General features: G+C 49.4%; 13 protein-coding genes. 9 read left to right on the top strand and 4 right to left on the bottom strand.

The features are described 5' to 3' along the window. Positions 1-157: 157 nt before the first annotated feature. A complete protein-coding gene (locus C2U43_RS28465; RefSeq protein ID WP_015063094.1) occupies positions 158-979 on the top strand; it encodes a hypothetical protein in 822 nt (273 codons plus the stop codon). A 14-nt stretch (positions 980-993) separates the two neighbouring features. Here the strand turns inward: C2U43_RS28465 and C2U43_RS28460 are convergent, their stop codons facing one another. Next, positions 994-1,767 (bottom strand): DNA adenine methylase, encoded by a 774-nt coding sequence (locus C2U43_RS28460; protein ID WP_044256781.1) that lies wholly within the window; start codon positions 1,765-1,767, stop codon positions 994-996. Positions 1,768-2,178: 411 nt separating this feature from the next. Between C2U43_RS28460 and C2U43_RS28455 the strand changes: the two genes are divergently transcribed. From C2U43_RS28455 to C2U43_RS28425, 7 genes are all read left to right on the top strand, one after another. Then, complete coding sequence (locus tag C2U43_RS28455; protein WP_022652146.1) at positions 2,179-3,333, top strand: ParB/RepB/Spo0J family partition protein; 1,155 nt, start codon at positions 2,179-2,181, stop codon at positions 3,331-3,333. A 265-nt stretch (positions 3,334-3,598) separates the two neighbouring features. After that, positions 3,599-5,275, top strand: a complete 1,677-nt coding sequence (locus C2U43_RS28450; RefSeq protein WP_015063091.1) for a DUF4942 domain-containing protein — start codon at positions 3,599-3,601, stop codon at positions 5,273-5,275. Positions 5,276-5,289: 14 nt separating this feature from the next. After that, entirely contained in the window at positions 5,290-5,466 is a 177-nt protein-coding gene (locus tag C2U43_RS28445; RefSeq protein ID WP_022652145.1) for a hypothetical protein, read from the top strand. A 245-nt stretch (positions 5,467-5,711) separates the two neighbouring features. Then, positions 5,712-8,099, top strand: a complete 2,388-nt coding sequence (locus C2U43_RS28440; protein ID WP_022652144.1) for an Ig-like domain-containing protein — start codon at positions 5,712-5,714, stop codon at positions 8,097-8,099. A 315-nt stretch (positions 8,100-8,414) separates the two neighbouring features. Then, on the top strand, positions 8,415-10,871 hold the full coding sequence (locus C2U43_RS28435) for an Ig-like domain-containing protein (RefSeq protein ID WP_022652143.1): 2,457 nt from the start codon (positions 8,415-8,417) through the stop codon (positions 10,869-10,871). Positions 10,872-11,373: 502 nt separating this feature from the next. Then, positions 11,374-12,573 (top strand): tyrosine-type recombinase/integrase, encoded by a 1,200-nt coding sequence (locus C2U43_RS28430; protein WP_022652142.1) that lies wholly within the window; start codon positions 11,374-11,376, stop codon positions 12,571-12,573. After that, the gene (locus tag C2U43_RS28425; RefSeq protein WP_004883035.1) at positions 12,570-13,637 is read left to right on the top strand and encodes a PDDEXK nuclease domain-containing protein; all 1,068 of its coding nucleotides are present in this window, start codon (positions 12,570-12,572) and stop codon (positions 13,635-13,637) included. Before C2U43_RS28430 ends, C2U43_RS28425 begins: the two co-directional genes overlap by 4 nt. Positions 13,638-13,876: 239 nt before the next feature. Here C2U43_RS28425 and C2U43_RS28420 read toward each other — a convergent pair whose 3' ends face one another. Further along, positions 13,877-14,830, bottom strand: a complete 954-nt coding sequence (locus tag C2U43_RS28420; RefSeq protein ID WP_139156502.1) for a hypothetical protein — start codon at positions 14,828-14,830, stop codon at positions 13,877-13,879. Between the two features lie 115 nt (positions 14,831-14,945). Here C2U43_RS28420 and C2U43_RS28415 point away from each other — a divergent pair, with 115 nt between their 5' ends. Continuing rightward, positions 14,946-15,977, top strand: coding sequence for an IS630-like element ISEc33 family transposase (locus C2U43_RS28415; protein ID WP_040113301.1), 1,032 nt, complete (start codon positions 14,946-14,948; stop codon positions 15,975-15,977). Positions 15,978-15,982: 5 nt separating this feature from the next. Here C2U43_RS28415 and C2U43_RS28410 read toward each other — a convergent pair whose 3' ends face one another. Next, positions 15,983-16,279, bottom strand: coding sequence for a hypothetical protein (locus C2U43_RS28410; RefSeq protein ID WP_040113300.1), 297 nt, complete (start codon positions 16,277-16,279; stop codon positions 15,983-15,985). Positions 16,280-16,567: 288 nt separating this feature from the next. Further along, entirely contained in the window at positions 16,568-18,367 is a 1,800-nt protein-coding gene (locus C2U43_RS28405) for a UvrD-helicase domain-containing protein (protein ID WP_004883039.1), read from the bottom strand. Positions 18,368-18,369: the final 2 nt, after the last annotated feature.

Below are 18,369 nucleotides of genomic sequence, written 5' to 3'. Positions count from 1 at the left end.
CGGTTTTAAACTCCGAAAAATATGCCTATTTCTTTAAATTCAACACCCGTTATTAACTAATCTTTTAAATTAAAAATGATAATCTTATTAATTATATATTTAATTTTATTCTCCTTAACATTCAGGTTAAGGCGATTTTGTTAAAACGGAGTGATGTATGCAAAATGATCTTGGACTTGGGTTCATCTGCAAGTCAGCAAGAGCGTCAGCAAAAATTATATCCCGGAAAGTTACTTTTCCGCTAAATGGCTCGAGTACTACAAAACTTACCCTAACGGGACTACAGTGTCATCCATCCTGCCGGTTTCCGTTTTACCAGCTGTCTATGCTAATCCACAACCAGCTCGCTGATCATGCCGCCAACGTTGTCGATGAAAATGCTCCGTTCACTGTATCCATTAACATACATGAATGGCTGAGTCGTGCCAGAGTGGCATTTATTGATTATCACGGTCTGCGTAATACCGATAAAACAGCAATGATCACATTGGATCATCTGGAAGAATTACTTACTCACTTGTCGACTACATTGGCCGTATATATCCCGTATTCAAAGAAGCGCCTGAACTTTAGCTTTCTGACGTCCTTTACACTGATCAAAACATCACAGTCTTATACTTTGATGTTCCCTGGTGTGCTGCGGCCGATCTTGGTGTTACTTGGGGGGTTAATTCAGGAATTTATGACCGAGAAGTTATTGAAGAGACGTAATACCCAACTTGTCATTTTTGAATATTTGCGAAAGTCTCGGCGCCATTCCCATAAAATTACCGATATTGCTAACGCTCTTCAGTTGCAGACGGTGAACGTACGAATCATGCATGTTCTTACCCAACTTGCAGATCTGGGGCTTATATCGTTTATTTGTGAAGGTAAGAGAGGGGAGCGGTCCATCGAAGAGCTTCAGTTTATTCCTTATGCCAGTCGGGACCATTCCGAAGTTTTGAGCTTTGAGGAATGGATAAGCCCGATCGACTAACCACTGACTGTCACTTAACGAAGGACAGCCAGGATCTCTTTTTCCTTTTTTCGCGATTTTGATTGACTGCCGACAGAACGGTAAGCATTGAGAGTATGAATTTCAAAACCGCGTTCTTCATAGAGCTCCAGCGTAAAGGGAGTCAAGCTGTTGGATATGGCCACTGAAGCCCCTTTACGATGAGCTGCCACCAGCATATCCGCCAGTTTAACATGTGCGCTCTTATTGAACGGTATGCCGTCATAACTGACAAAGCTGGTTTTGCTGATTTTATCATAAGGCGGATCGCAATAAATTTGGTCACAACCACCAGCACTCTCCAACGTCAGACCAAAATCTGCGGTTGTCAGCTCAACGCCAGAAAGTCTGAATGAGAGATAATCGACTTTCTGGGGGTCCAGAGTTAACTTGGATCGATTCCCCCACGGAACTGAGTACTTACGTTTCAGATTGTAACGACACAGGCCGTTATATCCGAGTCGGTTCATTGCGTAGAAAAGGACTGCTCGTTGCAGCGGGGCATCATCCAAACTGGTGCTGTTAAACGTGTTCCTCAGCTTTAAGTAATCCTCTTTATCAAATTCCCTTTCCGCCAGAAGATTCACTTCTCTGATGAATGCCGATTTATTCCGCTGGATGTTGCGGTACAGATTGATTAGATCCGGATTACTGTCTGCCAAGAGTGCATCGGTGGCAAACATGTTAAGGAACACAGCGCCCCCGCCGATAAATGGTTCGACCCACCGACGGCTCTGATCATGTGGGAAATGCTGACTGATGAATGGCATCAGTTTGGTTTTACCCCCCGCCCATTTGATGATTGGTGTATGTTTTCGCAACGCGTATTCTCCTTTAAGCATTATCGGTATGTCACCCTTATGGTACCGAAAGCCGGATTACAACCAACAAGGTTTAAGCAGGGAAAATCGCGGGTGTTGTGAAAGAAATTTTCATTCCGACACATTTTTTTATTTTTTTTCACTTTTTGGCAAAAAAGTTAACTACCTTCTTAGCTCGCATAAACATTTGTTTTTAATTGTTTATTTAATCTTTTAGGTCTGAGCATCAGAACGTTTTGCTTCGCGAAATTCGGAATAAACCCCAAAAGTACCTTTTTAACGAAAAAGTGAGATTTTTTTTTCCGGTAGTATTCACGCACAGATGAAAGGTATGGCAAAAAAGAATACAACGGAGTATCTATGAGTGATCTGATGACTGATTCCCAGCAAACTAACTCACGGGTCTTTAAATCACCCCTCGTGTCATTTTCAACAGTGACAGGTTCCGGCCGATTCGTCAGTGGCATGAAGCAGTTCCGCGACGCGAACCCTGACCTTTGTAATGAAGTCACTGAACAAAAAGCTTGGGCTATCAACCCTTCAGTGGTTCAAATCTCGCCAGGCTTCAACTCCCGTGAGATGGGGATGGGGGAGGCATATTACCAGCTGCCGGAAGTCGTAGATCATCTCAATAACATCAAGTGTGCATTCATCCGGGGTGATTACGTTGACCCTATACGCGTTCTGATCAAAGACGGTATTCCGTACGTTTGCCAGGGCCATTGCCGTTTAAAAGCGGCTTTAATGGCTCAGGCAGAAGGACATACTGACCTCACCATTCTTTGCATCGAGATGAAAGCCGATGAGATCAGCTGCGAACTGACGACAATTGACGGGAACCGTGGTCTGGCTCTTTCTCCAGTGGCACTGGGTGAATCCTACAGACGTCTTCAGGCGCTGGGCGGATGGTCGCTTGATCGTATTGCCGAACGTGAGGGCAAGAGTAGTACAACCATTGCTGCTCTCATTCGTCTGACCGGATGCTCTGTCTACATCAAAAAATTAATCCATGCCGATGCTATTTCCTATGTTGCAGTCCTATCCCTTATTGATGAGTTCGGTGAAACGGAAGCCATCTCTCGTATCGAAAAAATGATCGCCGAGCTTGAGAAAGCTGATTCAAGCGGTATCAAGATTAAGAAGACGCCACGTGGCAGTATTCGTGTTGTCCCTTCCGATTTTAAACCGGCACGTGTTCCACCTGTTCTCGCCACAAAAGCCGTAGAAGGGGTCAAACTCATCACTACGAGTTTGTTGCAGAAACTCGGTGATATCCAACTTCCCGAAGTGACCGACTCCAGCGAAGATGAAGAAATTTCCTTTACGTTGAACCGAAGCATGCTGGAGATGCTCAAGAACCTGCAAAGTGAGATCACTGAAGCAGAAAACAAGCAGCTTCGCCGGGTCGAAAATCGGCAAGCTCGATTGAAAGGGGAGAAAGTGACTTACAAATCCGCGAAAAACACAAATACTGGCGGAGAACCACAATCTGAAGCACCACCAGCACAGGCTTGAATTAAGCATTTCAACTTATGAGTAGCACATAATTAGAAGTACGATATTCAAGAACGAGCCACCCAGGCTCTCGCCCATTGCCCCTACTAAGTAGGGGCTTTTTTTTGTCCTGTCTCCGGCACGCTTTCTCTTCATTAAAACGACATCTGTCTGTCCTACCTCCCGCAGCGCAACTTTCGAGATTTTTATGTCGCCCAACCTATTAGCTTTTTGAACGAGGTTGATATCCTGGTAATAGATAATTCCTACATAAAGGACTGATACTATGTCTGCTGTTGAATCTAATTTCCCCCAAATTGGCGCCCCAGGGAACTCTCTGGTCGCTTGTATGCCCCTAACTGGCCTCAGTGTTAACGAGGATAACTTTCTGCCCGAAATGCGGGAAGAGCTTGGCATCATTGCCAGCCAGGTCGAATCCTATAACGAAGAGCTTAGTTTACTGAGGTCCATGTCCACTCAGTTTATGAAATACGGAAATCAGAAGCTCTATTCCTACCTCTCGGGCTATAACCATCTCATTTCAGAAACAGATGCCCTGTACGCAGAAAATGCACTTCGTTCTGAGTACTGGAAGCGGGTAATGGCCCTTACCGATGTGCTGTCCGTGATGTCTGACGAAAAAAAGAACGAATGGGACAAGCAATTTACTGCTGACCGGTATCACCGGCCTCCGCAAGAGATCCCTGAGTTTACACTCGACGCAGTAGTTGCCACGGTTGTCACATTGCTCAATGACCGGCATCAGTTCATTAAAGAGCGCGTCTATGCCGTTTTTCAATCATTAAGCCGTCACCACAAAACCAATAAAGCTTTTGGTTTCTCAACCCGCATGATCACCGTCGGTGTCTGTGAAGGGGTGAAAGACAAGTGGGTAAAACTTAAAGTTGAATTCAAAGAATCAGGACTCATGCCACTGTCGGAACTGCGGGTGATCTGTTCTTATTTCCGGGGAGAAACAGTTAAACCGGTCTATGACACGAAAAAAATGGTTGAGAATATGGTTGGTCATGCTGGGTTCAGAAATTGGATCAGCCTGGATGGCAACAGTATTCGTTTTCGGGTTTACAAGAATGGTTCGATGCACATTGATGTACATCCTGATATTGCAGAACGGCTTAACAACATTCTTGCTGCCATTGTCCCTCTGGCGCTGCCTACTGAACGCTTAGCCCATTACAAAGCCACGTTGCAGGAGTTCCCGGCACTGAAACGCTGCATCGATTTTCATTCACGGATGCAGCTCGCAGAGCTGGAATTCACTCGGAATGAAAAGGAATGGTCCAGCTGGACATCGCTCGGTTATGCCGGTGAGTTCGCTGATAAAACGCGGCAGGTGAACGCGGAGGTTCTGCGGTTCCTCGGTGCCCGGATTACTAGCTACCATGTGACATTTGATTATGACCCGACCGAAGTGATGCGCTTCATCGGTCATATGGGTGCCATGCCCGATATTGTATCCCACCAGTTTTACCCTTCATCGCTGCGACTCAGTGAATACGTCGCATCCATTATTGCGACCGGGGAGGGGGAGCGACTGCTAGAGCCAAGCATCGGGCACGGGGATTTGCTGCAATGTTTTCCTAAGAGCGTCAACGTTACCGGCATCGAACTGGATACACTAAATTGTCTGGTCTCCCGAGCTAAAGGTTACGATACAACGGAGGCCGATTTTCTGGCATGGTCAGCAGCGAACCCAAATCAGAAATTCGACTGCGTGGTGATGAACCCACCTTTTGCTGACAACCGGGCTAAACTCCATCTACTGGCCGCTGCGTCTCATCTCGTTTCCGGCGGGCGTTTAGCGGCCGTCCTGCCGCTATCCCTTCAGGGGATCGATAACCTGCTGGGCGAGGGATACCGTGCTGAATGGATGGACACCTTCGATAACGAGTTTGACAACACTGCCGTCTCCGTCCGTGTTCTGTATGTAGAATGCCTTTAACTGAAGGAAAGACCATGTCTGAAATCTCACCTGGCCTGCCAGAGGACCAAAATGATGTTGAATTTATGATGGATGATTTCCAGCAGAGCCTGGGGAAAAGTAAACCGGTACATGAAGTGCAATTTCTGGGAGAGTCACCGCAAAGTGAAGACTCCGCCAACGCTGCCGATTCGCCCTGGTTTGAAAACTAACCTGTTAAAGGAGTTGGTACAGATTGCTCCCTTTATGGGCTCCCTACAAGATAGCGGGGAGCCCGAGCAGTGGTTATTACTCAGGATGAGATAAACTGTGATTAATAGTGCATGTTAAGCACTTCGCATTCCTGCTTTTATTGGCGAACATTTCACTCTTTTTTTCTTGTTTTTTATATCCCCTTCCCAGAAAAGTTAGCCTTGCTCACTTGGTATTATTGATACCTGACTGGGGGAGGATAATCATGAAATGCAGGGCGATACTTTTAGCACCACTCATAGCTTTTTCGTTTACGGCACAAGCTGAGATTGCAGAGTTAAGATTCAATGACACTCAGAATCAACCAAAGATTGTTGTTCCATCTGTGCAGTGGATTAATCCAGCAACCTCATTCGAGGCTGATGTAATCTCCGGCTTAGACCGGTACGTCCAGTTGTCGTTACTTAATGTCAACGGTGCAAGCTTGTGGAGCACGAAAAGTAGCAAAGTTACGGTTGATGACCGTATGACCTCCAGTAGCGGGTATGACTATTATGGAAAAAGGTTAAGTGTCCCTGCGTTTGGTGAAGATAATTACACCCTGAGGGAAGTGATCACAGATCTCCAAAATAATGAAATTTCTCGCCGGGACTACGTTATATCTATCGACCGCACTCCCCCTAAAACTAGCACAATTGGATATACGCGAAATGGATGGCAATATGGTAGCGAAGCCATCTTTACCAGCGTTCCTTCAGGTATGCAGTATGCCTCTGTTCAGGCTCTCGTCTTTTCAGGCCTTTCAGACAGTCGCTCTGGTCTCGACCGGGCTGAGTACTTTCTTGTCGATTCGAACGGCGTTGAACGAAAGAGAGGGGCTGTAATTAACCTGGTCGATAATTCAGTAACCGTCCAAAATACTACTGCGAGCGATCCAGCCCTGGCGCCAGCTTCTCAGTCTGAATACCGTATGGGCCTTTATGTTTATGACAAGGCAGGAAATAAAGCATCAGTAAGCAGACAAAGTGTGATTGATCGGGTCAACCCTCCTTCTGTTCTACAGGTGCTTAATACCAGGACAAATACCTGGGAAAACTACTCAGCTGGGATAACTGTTTACAGTAATCCAATATCATTGCGGGTACTCAGGAATAAAAGTAACTTTACTGCTGCTAATAAAACAAGCTTTGGGTGGGCAGATGCCAATTATCAAAGTTCTGACAGCACATATAATATTTATTCGTTCAATTTTGTTTTCCCCAGTACCGGTGATATTTATCACGAATTCCAGACACTTGCGGGAGGCGTTCGTCGGTACCATCACTCTGAGTTATCTTTCACTCCTTCCCCAACCATGGAACTTGCACCAAAGGTCACAAGCAAAGAAATTTTTCGTAGTGATACCGGTAAATGGAGCAGTGCTACTGGGAATGTAAGAACTGCCAAATTTACCCAAATACGCGTGACTACCGAACCTCGTAACTATGTACAACGGGTTGCAGCTAATTCGAACCGTAACTGGTACTGCCTTATCCCGGTAGGAAGCACTGGTTGTACCATGAACGTGGATTATACCTTTACTTCCGATAAGGGGATGCAATACATCCATCTGGTCTCAGGTAAAGACGGTACTGCTATTTATGATAATCTGGCTGGGGCATTCGTAGTGATTTGGGATAACAACCCACCGGTTATTAACGCCGTAAAAATTAACCGTATGGATAAAAATGTAACCATGACGGTTACTGATGATGACCGGATAAATGGATGGCAAATAGGAGCATGGGATACCCGAGAATTTGGCGTGGTGCTTAAAACCGAAACGGGGAATGTGATTGACCTACCCGCCAGGACATGGACAGAGAGTGATTTTAAAACAAAAAACGCGGTCATTTCCTATGCTGATCTGCCGGACGGCAAATATACCGTTCTGTCCGCCTATGCAAGAGATCTTGTGGGCAACACGGCAAACTACGTGATAAATGATTTGCTTACCATTGACTCCACTGCCCCTCTAATTTCCTACCGGTATCTGAATGATGATCCTGAAGGCAAACTGGTTAAGGGACTAGAAAACCTCAGAATTAGTGTAGCTGACCCTTCAGGTGACGCCTCGCTTGAATCACTGGTGTTGAGCGGTGGACCAAACAGTGAACAGGTGACATTAGCTTATTCCAGTCAGGGCTCAGGAGTTTATACGCCAGAGTACCCGCGTATCTTTCCCGTAATAGCAAAAGAGGATGGCATTTATACAATTGAAGCTCACGCAGTCGATGCCTCTGGAAACCGGTCCTCGAAAAAGCTCAATTTCCTCTATCAACCAGCAAACATGATCACTCTGGACAGGCTACGTACCCTTGCTACTGCGGCTGCACTAAAGACCACGGATAACCAGCCACTGGCTTTTATCCGGACAAGCGTACTTCGCCGAAAGGATGGTTCTGTCATTACTGGGCAGTTAAACGGTACGCTGTCCGTGCGGAAAGATGCTGACTTCCCGGTAAGTGTAGCTGGCGTAACCGTTGCGCCAGGAGAGACAAAGGCAATCATTTTTGATATGGGGCAGGGTGAAGAACGTATTTATTCTGTCACACCAGGAAAGAGTGGCGTTTCTGGTACATCTGAGTTTGCCGTGGAATTCCCGCAGTTCTGAATAATTTTGGGGTGTCGTTAAGTCGGCACCTTGCTGAAATATAGCCAAACCTCCACCCATATCTTTCAGTTCCCGCACTGTGGCATTTACATCAAAACATGAATTCTTGCTTACTTGTTCGTGTACGAAAAGTCACTTTTTCTCGTCCTGGTGAAGATCCATCTCAATAGTCAATCCGTTGCCAATTTTTACCTCGCCAAAGTTGTTATAACGGACATTTTCAAAAGTTTAAAGCTATGAAATACCTCTGATAACCAGCAAGGTCAGAAGAAATGATTTTGTAAAATAGGGACAAATACATCCCGGGAGCATCACATGCGTAAAATACTGACAGGCTGTATCATTGCCACGGCCATCTCTTCAACTTATCCGGCGGCGGCTCAGATTTTCAGTTATTCCTATACCGACACCAATCAGCTGGCAATGACGCTTAAGCCTGCAACGCAGAGCTATCTCAATCCGGCTGGCGCCCTGACCCTAAACTTAATTTCCGGTCTAGACCGGTACGAACGTGTGACTGTAACCAGGGACAGTGATAAAAAGGTTATGTATTCGGGACTAACGGCCAAGATAAGTGTTGCAGACCGCATTGTTGCTGCCGACGGCACAGAGTATTACGGAAAGGACATGGGGTTACCTGCACTTGGTGAAGGGTCTTTCACGGTAATCAATGACACGCTAGATCTCCAGCAAGCCGTCGTAAGTTCCACAACGTATCGTTTCACCATCGATACTACAGCGCCGAAGTACACCAGCATATACCCAAGCCAGAACGCAGGCTATGACATGGTCCTGAGTGGACCACTTTGGGAGCTCGGTCGCGGAGGTTCTGGCCAGTTTTCCATCTTTGCTGACGGCGTTGATGATGCGTATGGCATAGACAAGATCCGGTTGGTCATCAAGCGCAGCAATGGAACAGTCGTTTCCGATAATACACTCAGCTACGACACGGCGGCAAAACGTGCCTTTTACCCCTGGATAAAGGAAGCGGTCACTCAACCTGGCATGCCCACCAGCGATCTCAATGAAGAATTCACCTTCAATTTTATCATCACTGATAAGGCCGGAAACACGCTGAATATTCCTCCGCAGCGCTTTTTATTTGATGACCAGATAGGTGAATATACGCCCTTTGCGGTCCATGACTCACGAGTCAGTACGAGTGTGGTTCCAGGGATCTCTTCAGGGTACGTACCGTTTGTGCGGGGGCTCTCTGTACTCGAAAACCCGTACCGGATGGTCATTCGTATTCCCCGAACTAACTGGCAGCCATACCGTAACGGCGGCATCACCATTCTTAACAATTATGGCGGCTCTAAGGTTATTTCAGAAGACACGACCTATGTGTACGTAGAAGTGAAGCTCCCACAGGGTACTCTGGATGGAAACTACTATCGCCCTGTGAACAGGTACCAATGGGCCGGTGGCGGTCTGACTCAGTACGCCTCCTGGCTGAACTGGGACCCGGCGGCGGTAAAAAGTCCTGCGTGGGGGAGTCCTGCGATTGAGCGACAGAAGTCTGACGGCACTTGGTTCAATAGCGTCGACTGGAAAAATTTTCTGGCTTCAGATATGCCGGTGAACCTAACCAAGATCCGTTTCACTGTGCAAGCACGCCCCTACGAACAAGCAATTACCGGCAGTGCCACCTGCAAGATCCCTGCCGGGTCAACGTCGTGTACTGTCGACCTGACACAGGCGATTACAAACGGTACCACCGGCTATATACATACTGCCTATGAAGTGCGTTCGACAACCGAGTCCACCTTCTTCATGCCGCTCTGGGAAAACATCGCCTGGCATACAAAGGGGCCCACAGTTACTGGCTACAACTACAATGATGCGACCAACATTCTTCAGGTATTCGTCAACGAGCCAGGAGACGGATGGTATTTCGATGCCGTTAAACTGAGCCGGGTGTGGTTGTCTGACAAATCCCGCAATAACGCGGATATCAACGTGACAGGAAAACAAACGGGGCGTAACACAGCAACCGGGAATTATACTTACGACTTCAACCTGAAACAGATCCCGGAGGGCAGCTATAACGTGCAGCTCAACGCCCAGGATTCTTTCAGCAACACGGGAAGCTTAGCCTACAAAACCGTGACGGTCGATAACTCGCCGCCGTCCATCAGTATCAACTACGAAAACAAACCTATCACCAGCAACGTGACAGTGTTCGGCTTGGAAAACGTCCGAATTCAGCTCGCAGATACTCTGACCAAACCCTCGTTAACTCGCATGACGCTTCGAGGTGGACCGGTATCTGATGCTGTTGAGTTGTCCTGGGTAAATCTCGGAAATGATCTCTATACACCGAATTACCCGAAGATCTTCCCGTCACTTAATGACGGTGAAACCTACACGTTGACCGTGTATGCCAAAGACGAGATGAACAACGTTAAAGAAAGCGCCGTCGAATTTAACTACCTGCCGAACAACCTGGTACGTCTGGAGAACCTTAAGACCATCTCCGTCAGTACCGCCCTGAAAACGTCCGACAACACGCCGCTGGCTGTACTGTATGCCAGCCAGCTGCGCAAGAAGGACGGTTCTATCGCAACAGGGAAACAGGACGCGATACTGACGGTACGTAAGGATGCGGCCTTCGGCGTTACGGTGAATGGGGTTTCCGCAGCACCAGGGGAGAGCAAAAACGTTCAGCTGGATCTGGGTCTGGGTGACAGCCGCAGCTTCCCGATTTTCCCATCGATTTCCGGCGTCAGCGGAACGTCAGAATTTATGCTGAATATCGAGGAACTGAAGTAAAAGCGAGGCAGGGTGACCCGGTACCGGGTCACCCTTTCAAGGTAATGGCACCGCGATGATGATTATCCCATCTTATCCAGATTCCGGTCACAGGTTTATGCACCGTTTTTGTGGATAACCTGATGTCCCATCACTAAAACCGCAAATGAAACTGGCCTGCCGCTCTCTGCGGATCTGCCCATACACCTACCCGTCAGCATGGATCAACACATCATTCACCCGGCATAGTGGATTTGGGCAACTCTCCTAACCGGGAAGCGTGTTGCTTTTCATCTTTAGCCACGAAAACCCATCCTTAAGAGGCGCCTAAACGGGAGGCTTTTTTATTTCACCATGACTCCAGCACCGAAATTCGCTGGACTACGCTACAGCCCGATACAGCAGGTTTATCAATGACTTAAGCGAGTTCAACATATGCCGGTGCTTTCCGAAACCTGACCTGACTTCCGACCGCCTGACTCCTATCCGGCCCTTGGAATCCAGGTCTTTCCAAGGAGTCATCATGGCTAAGATCAAACTCACTAAGTCCGCTGTCGATGCGGCGCAACCCCAGGCAGAGGCCGTCGAACTCCGGGACACGCTGGTCCCCGGCTTCCTGTGCAAGATTACCCCGGCGGGTCGCAAGGTGTTCATGCTCCAGTACCGGACGAACGCTGGCGAGCGCCGCAAGCCCTCGCTAGGACTGTACGGGGAGCTGACCGTCGAACAGGCGCGGTCGCTGGCGCAGGAATGGCTGGCCCAAGTCCGCCGAGGCGGAGATCCCGCCGCAGAGAAGGCGGAGGCGCGCCAGGCACCTACGATCAAGGAGCTATGCACGAAGTTCATGGAGGACTACTCCAAGAAGCGCAACAAGCTCAGCACCCAAGCCGGCTATCAGGCTGTCATCAATCGCAACATTATTCCGCTGCTGGGACGCAAGAAAGTTCAGGACGTGAAGCGTCCTGAAATCGCCGGACTGATGGAAAAGCTTTCGTACAAGCAGACCGAGGCGAACAAGGTATTCAGCGTCTTGCGCAAGATGTTCAACATGGCCGAGGTATGGGGCTATCGGCCCGACGGTACCAACCCTTGCCGTCACGTCCCGATGTTCCCTGCCGGCAAATCGACTCACCTCATCAGCGACGAAGAAATGGGCAACCTGTTCCGACAGCTCGACAAGATCGAGTCGGAGGGGCTGGAGAACTACGTCATCCCTTTGGGAATCCGCCTGCAGTTCGAGTTCGCCGGCCGCCGCTCGGAAATCATCGCGCTGGAATGGAACTGGGTTGACTTGCAGAACCGGCGCGTCGTCTGGCCTGACAGCAAGACAGGCGGCATGTCTAAGCCCATGAGCGAGGAAGCCTATCGGCTACTCTCGACGGCACCCCGGCAGGAGGGTAGCCGCTATGTGCTGCCTTCTCCTAGCCACGCTGGCAAGCATCTAACCACGGGCGAGTATTACGGTGGCTGGAGCCGTGCGCTCAAGGCGGCTGGCGCTACGCACGTGGGCACGCACGGCATCCGCCACCGTTCGGCGACCGACATTGCCAATTCGGGCATCCCGGTCAAGGTCGGCATGGCGCTAACGGCGCACAAGACCGTCGTCATGTTCATGCGCTACGTCCACACCGAGGATAAGCCGGTGCGAGAGGCGGCCGAACTGGTGGCGAATCGGCGTAAGACGATCACCGGGATGCAGGGAGCCAAGGAGGTGGCCGCATGACCCGGCGCAAGGCATCCGTCTCAGCGCCAGCAGCGCCGCCCGCGCTGCTGGGCGACATCCGGGCACTGATCGAAGCGTCGCGCCAGCGCGTCGCCTCGGCGGTCAATGCCGAGCTGACATTGCTGTTCTGGCGCATTGGCCAGCGCATCCATACGGAAGTGCTTGCCGGGCAGCGGGCCGGGTACGGCGACGAAATCCTGCCGACCCTGGCGGCGCAGCTTGTCCGCGACTACGGACGTAGCTTCGCGGACAAGAACCTGCGCCGGATGGTGCAGTTCGCCGCCACCTTCTCGGACGAGCCAATTGTCGTGACGCTGTCACGACAATTGAGCTGGTCGCATTTCGTGGCGCTGCTGCCGCTAAAAGACCCGCTCCAGCGGGACTACTACGTGCAAATGGCCAGCGCCGAACGCTGGAGCGTGCGGACGCTACGCGAGCGCATCGACTCGATGCTATACGAGCGCACGGCGCTGTCCAAGAAGCCGGACGAGACGATCACGCAAGAGCTGGCGGCGATGCGCGATGCGCAGCGCATGTCGCCGGCGCTGGTCATGCGCGACCCGTACATCCTCGACTTCCTGGGCCTGCGCGATACCTGGCAGGAAGGCGACCTGGAAGCCGCGATCATCCGCGAAATGGAGTCTTTTTTGCTGGAGTTGGGCGCGGGCTTCTCTTTCCTAGCCCGGCAGAAACGCATCCAGATCGACGACGAGGATTTCCACCTGGACCTGCTGTTCTATAACCGCAAGCTGCGGCGGCTGGTGGCGGTGGAGTTGAAGATCGGCGAGTTCAAGGCAGCATACAAGGGGCAGATGGAGCTTTATTTGCGTTGGCTCGACAAGCACGAACGCGAACCGGAGGAAGCCTCGCCGCTGGGCATCATTCTTTGTACCGGCAAGAAGTCAGAGCAGATCGAGTTGCTGGAGCTGGACAAGTCGGGCATCCACGTAGCCGAATACCTGACGACCCTGCCGCCGCGTGCGGTGCTGGGGGAGCGGTTGCAGCAGGCGACCGAACGGGCGCGGTTGCAGATCGAGCAGCGGCAGCCTGGCGAGAAGTCCTGACAGCAGCATCTGTCCAACCGTACACCCAAACCACAGCACGAGCATGTGGCAACGGATCTCTTGCTCTATCGAGGCTCCATGCTAGTGTGGAATCGCCATAGGCCGATAAGGAACTGGCCTGCGGCTCAAGGATGCGCTGGGGCTAGTGGGCGCGAGCGCCCAATCACATGATTATCGCGGGCAGCAGCGCCATGTTCTATGCCGATCGCTGTTTTAATTAAATATCTCAAACTATAAAGTCAGTTAATTTTTTCAAAATATTCACGAATCAAGTCATCATTTTTTAAATACGAATCGAGAACCTGAAACAGAAAAAGATCCCCGCTAATATTTATATCAAACGGGATCATTGAGTTATCTATTTTGAATGTCTTTATTTTTCTATGCCCCTTGATGTTGGCATTGCTCAATCTTTCTTGATAGCTATCCAACGTATATACGATAAATTCGTGATCCAAGTGAGTTATAAAAAAATCATCGCCTTTTGAACTGTATTCAAGATGGATGACTTGCGTTACGACGTCGTCGCCTGCCACCTCAAAGTCCTCCATCAATTCTTCAAAAGTCAAACTTAGCTTCTCTGCGTCATGGTGAATCCATAGATTGTTCTCATATTTATCGGTGGAGTAGAACTTTGACAATCTAGGAAGGGAAGATATTTTCAATCGCAACGGAGCGCCAAACTCCATCTCCTCCATTGCAGGGACATAATCGGAGACGTAATCAATCCTGAATGCTATTTCGGACAGCATTCCTTTTTCAATGAGTTCCTCGATAGAGGTAAGCAGCTTCCTCGGAACTTTTATCCAGAAGTGTCGCCCTATGCGTTCATCGCGTATTGTCTGACTATCCTTGTCGTTGAATATCTGAATATTCTCGTTCAGGCTGACAAGACTATATTTAGAGAACTGAGCATCTTCCTTTCTTATGTCAATTCCAATTTTCTCGTACTCACGTTCAACTACCTTGGAATATTTTAGCTCCAGCATCTCAGCCCTCCCCATGATTGATTGGTGCTTGGAATAAAAAATGCAGCCAATGCGATAATTTGCGTAATTTTCTTTTATGTACGAAACACCATCTTCGTCATGGATATGCTTGTAGGAATTGTTGAGAATTTCTAGCGATCCCGGATACTCGTTGAGATAATTATTTAAGTAGTCCATTAAATGCTGGATTGTCTTTATAGCCAATCGCTTGTCCACTAAATAGCTGCGCGGAATAGTAGATCACTGAAAGGGAACTCAGCCCGGATTGTGCGATCTGATCAATCGCCAAACCAACCAAAATCACCAACCGGGCTGAGCGATGCCGATCATAGTACCAATACCCCGTGGCGAACGACGCCTGATGCAGAAAGCTATTCATAAAACGCGTGATAAAAATCATGCCCGCAGACTCACGGCCATGCTAATGCTTCATCGGGGTGAACGGGTCAGCGATGTTGCCAGAACTCTCTGTTGTGCCCGTTCATCCGTTGGTCGCTGGATTAACTGGTTTACGCACTCAGGTATTGAAGGCCTGAAATCCTTACCCGCAGGGCGCTCCCGACGCTGGCCTTTTGAACATATCTGCACCCTGTTACGTGAGCTGATAAAGCATTCTCCCGGCGATTTTGGTTATCAACGTTCACGCTGGAGCACCGAATTACTGGCATTAAAAATCAATGAGATAACCGGTTGCCAGTTACATGCAGGAACCGTTCGCCGCTGGTTGCCATCTGCGGGGCTTGTATGGCGCAGGGCCGCGCCAACTCTGCGTATCCGTGACCCACATAAAGATGAAAAGATGGCGGTAATCCACAAAGCGCTGGATGAATGCAGCGCAGAGCATCCGGTATTTTATGAAGATGAAGTGGATATCCACCTTAATCCTAAAATCGGTGCGGACTGGCAGTTGCGCGGACAGCAGAAACGGGTAGTGACGCCGGGGCAGAACGAAAAATACTATCTGGCCGGCGCACTGCACAGTGGCACGGGTAAAGTCAGCTACGTGGGCGGCAACAGCAAAAGTTCAGCGCTGTTTATCGCTCTGCTGAAGCACCTGAAAGCCACTTACCGGCGGGCGAAAACAATCACGCTGATCGTTGATAACTACATTATCCATAAAAGCCGCGAAACACAGCGCTGGTTGAAAGCAAATCCCAAGTTCAGGGTAATTTACCAGCCGGTTTACTCGCCGTGGGTGAATCATGTGGAACGGCTATGGCAGGCACTTCATGACACGATAACCCGCAATCATCAGTGCCGCTCAATGTGGCAGTTACTGAAAAAGGTCCGCCATTTTATGGAAACCGCCAGCCCATTCCCCGGAGGAAAACATGGTCAGGCAAAAGTGTAGCGGTATTAGGCGCAGCTATTTAGATCAAGCTGTGGCCCATAAAACTTGGCTGCGTTTGGATGGTCGCGTTTGGCTTCAAATTCTTTCAGAATGGCCGCCTTTTCATTCATGCAGCCCTCCGTATAAGCACGCATTACGTCTGCCTGAAAGCTCTCATTTGCCAGAGAGGTTTGGATGAGGGGAAGCAATTTCTTGACAAAGATCGGGTCTTTATTAAGAAAGACGTAGCAAAATTTCCCAAAGCTGAATAACGCGATTTTTTCCGAAGAAAATTCATTGATTTCTTCAAAGATATTTTTCATATTTTTTACTCAACTCGCCGTAGTCCAAATAGTAAGCGACGGAACCTTGAGCGTCTCCACTTTGTGGATCGCGCTGCTCCACGTTCGCTATTCGCTCATCCCTGACGGGACTGGCATTCGCCAGCCCTCCACGGCCCGACACTGTGATCCGGGCCTGCGCGCTCCGCTTGCATGTTGAGCTGGCGACAGCAGGGCATGCAGAGCGAGCCGCGCGCAGATGATTCAGCCAAACGCTAAACAAAGCTGTAGGGCATCCCATAGAGAGCGCGGTTGCGCTACTCGTGATTTCTATGGAATTTGATCGTATCCAAAACTGCATGAGGCAAGCTTGCGAGTTACTTGATACTCTTCGCCAGAATACTGGCGAACTCGACCTCGTTCCGAAACAAGGTGCAGGTTCTTCCTTGCCCGCGAACCAATGACATACAGCAATTTCATCGCGCTTTCTTGACCGTTCGGATCATTGAAATGCGGCACCATATCTTCTAATAATGCATAAGCGATCACTGCATCGAACTCGGCTCCCTTGACGCCGTGTATCGTCGAGATGGTGATTCCAGTCCTATGCTGAAATACCTTCCTGAATGTCTCAATATCGCCTATAAATTCGCTACCTTCACTCTTCAATCGATTTACCCGGGCTTGCGAACTATCGAAGAAGGCAACGTGATGCTCTTGAAGCAGCGTGAAAAGGCGAAAGTCGATTGCTAAGTTTGCAAACAGACGCTCGAAAAATGCGCTCAAGTAGGTAAGACCATCTGTTTCATCGATCTTAATTGCATTGCACTCCCTCAACAAGGACCTCCGCGTGAGCTTCGACACGCTAGCCCCGGCCGCCTCTAGGTCATTCAGAATCTCCCCGGCCCACCGCAGTCTGCGCACATACATTCCCGGCGATGCCTGAGTAAGTGCAATCTTAGAAAGCCTGTACCAGAAATTCTCTGTGTCCCGTGCAAAGGGAACCATACCGGGGCCATCGAATGAGTACTCCGGCATGCTGGCGACCAAACGACGTGTCATGCTTGCAAGATGCGTCCACTGTGGCGCGAGAATGCACACCTCGTGAGGTGAGATGCCCATAGTCTCAATGTTGAAACGGATGAGCCGGATGAGCTCAGCGTCCAGATCATTTTTGCTCACTGTGTCGTCGAATGAAATAAGGCTTGGGTACGCCTTGTCCTCGGATGCGGCTTCGATGCGTGTGTTGTGAACGTTGTAGTTTCCGAAGTACTCAATGATGCGCTCAGAAGAACGGTAGTTCCGCGACAGTTCGAGTTCGTCCAAATCGATATTGGCCATCGCCTTGAAATCCTCGAAGGCAATCGGATATCCGCCAAGCGATTGATAAATCGCCTGGTTAGGATCTCCGACAATAAAGGCCTTGGTCGCACCTTGACCAGCTTTCAGAATGGCGGTGATGATCGAATACTGAATTCGTTTGGTGTCCTGATACTCGTCGATCAGCACGAAAGAGAACAACTGTGCCAGAAGAGTGCTGATCGCAGGATGACGTGCGATCAGTTGGTACGCATAGTAAAGAATGAGCTCAAAGTCTAGCTGCCGACTTTCGTGCAGAATCTCAAAATACTTGCCCAATATGACGTGAAGACCCGAATGCTTCCAATCTTGTGGGCAGGAGAGCACATATCCAGTTTCGGTGTAATAAAACTCACAATCCCAGAATGTTATTTTTGGCTTCTGGTAAGGCTTGCACAATGCCTCCAGGATTTTCTCGCGCTCATGCTGATCGATCACACGGAAGCCTCGATCCAACGCTTCGTGATAGATGCCGTACGGTTTCAATATCCATTCAAGACAGAACGAATGTATCGTTCCTATCCATAATCGGGATGTATCCACCCCAAGGCTCTCAATGCGCTCGTGGATTTCGTCGGCGGCACGGTGCGTATAAGTGATGGCAACGACAAACTGCTTGTTCGATTTCAGCCTGGACAACTCATAGGCGATTTTGTAGGTGAGCGTGCGCGTTTTCCCGCTGCCCGGGCAAGCGATGAGAAAGACGCTCCCTGGCTTCAGAATGGCTGCTTCCTGCTCGGGATTCAGATCATCTTTGTTCCACATGAACATGA

Origin of the sequence: Citrobacter freundii complex sp. CFNIH9 (genome assembly GCF_002903305.1) — a bacterium.
Lineage (GTDB): Bacteria > Pseudomonadota > Gammaproteobacteria > Enterobacterales > Enterobacteriaceae > Citrobacter > Citrobacter portucalensis.
Note: the sequence above shows the minus strand (reverse complement) of the source record. Positions and strands in the feature narration are given on the sequence as shown.

Coding starts and splice junctions, on each gene's coding strand:
- C2U43_RS28445 (WP_022652145.1), top strand. CDS start 5,290: ATGTCTGAAATCTCACCTGGCCTGCCAGAGGACCAAAATGATGTTGAA.
- C2U43_RS28440 (WP_022652144.1), top strand. CDS start 5,712: ATGAAATGCAGGGCGATACTTTTAGCACCACTCATAGCTTTTTCGTTT.
- C2U43_RS28430 (WP_022652142.1), top strand. CDS start 11,374: ATGGCTAAGATCAAACTCACTAAGTCCGCTGTCGATGCGGCGCAACCC.
- C2U43_RS28405 (WP_004883039.1), bottom strand. CDS start 18,367: ATGTTCATGTGGAACAAAGATGATCTGAATCCCGAGCAGGAAGCAGCC.
- C2U43_RS28415 (WP_040113301.1), top strand. CDS start 14,946: ATGCCGATCATAGTACCAATACCCCGTGGCGAACGACGCCTGATGCAG.
- C2U43_RS28410 (WP_040113300.1), bottom strand. CDS start 16,279: ATGAAAAATATCTTTGAAGAAATCAATGAATTTTCTTCGGAAAAAATC.
- C2U43_RS28465 (WP_015063094.1), top strand. CDS start 158: ATGCAAAATGATCTTGGACTTGGGTTCATCTGCAAGTCAGCAAGAGCG.
- C2U43_RS28425 (WP_004883035.1), top strand. CDS start 12,570: ATGACCCGGCGCAAGGCATCCGTCTCAGCGCCAGCAGCGCCGCCCGCG.
- C2U43_RS28460 (WP_044256781.1), bottom strand. CDS start 1,767: ATGCCATTCATCAGTCAGCATTTCCCACATGATCAGAGCCGTCGGTGG.
- C2U43_RS28450 (WP_015063091.1), top strand. CDS start 3,599: ATGTCTGCTGTTGAATCTAATTTCCCCCAAATTGGCGCCCCAGGGAAC.
- C2U43_RS28435 (WP_022652143.1), top strand. CDS start 8,415: ATGCGTAAAATACTGACAGGCTGTATCATTGCCACGGCCATCTCTTCA.
- C2U43_RS28455 (WP_022652146.1), top strand. CDS start 2,179: ATGAGTGATCTGATGACTGATTCCCAGCAAACTAACTCACGGGTCTTT.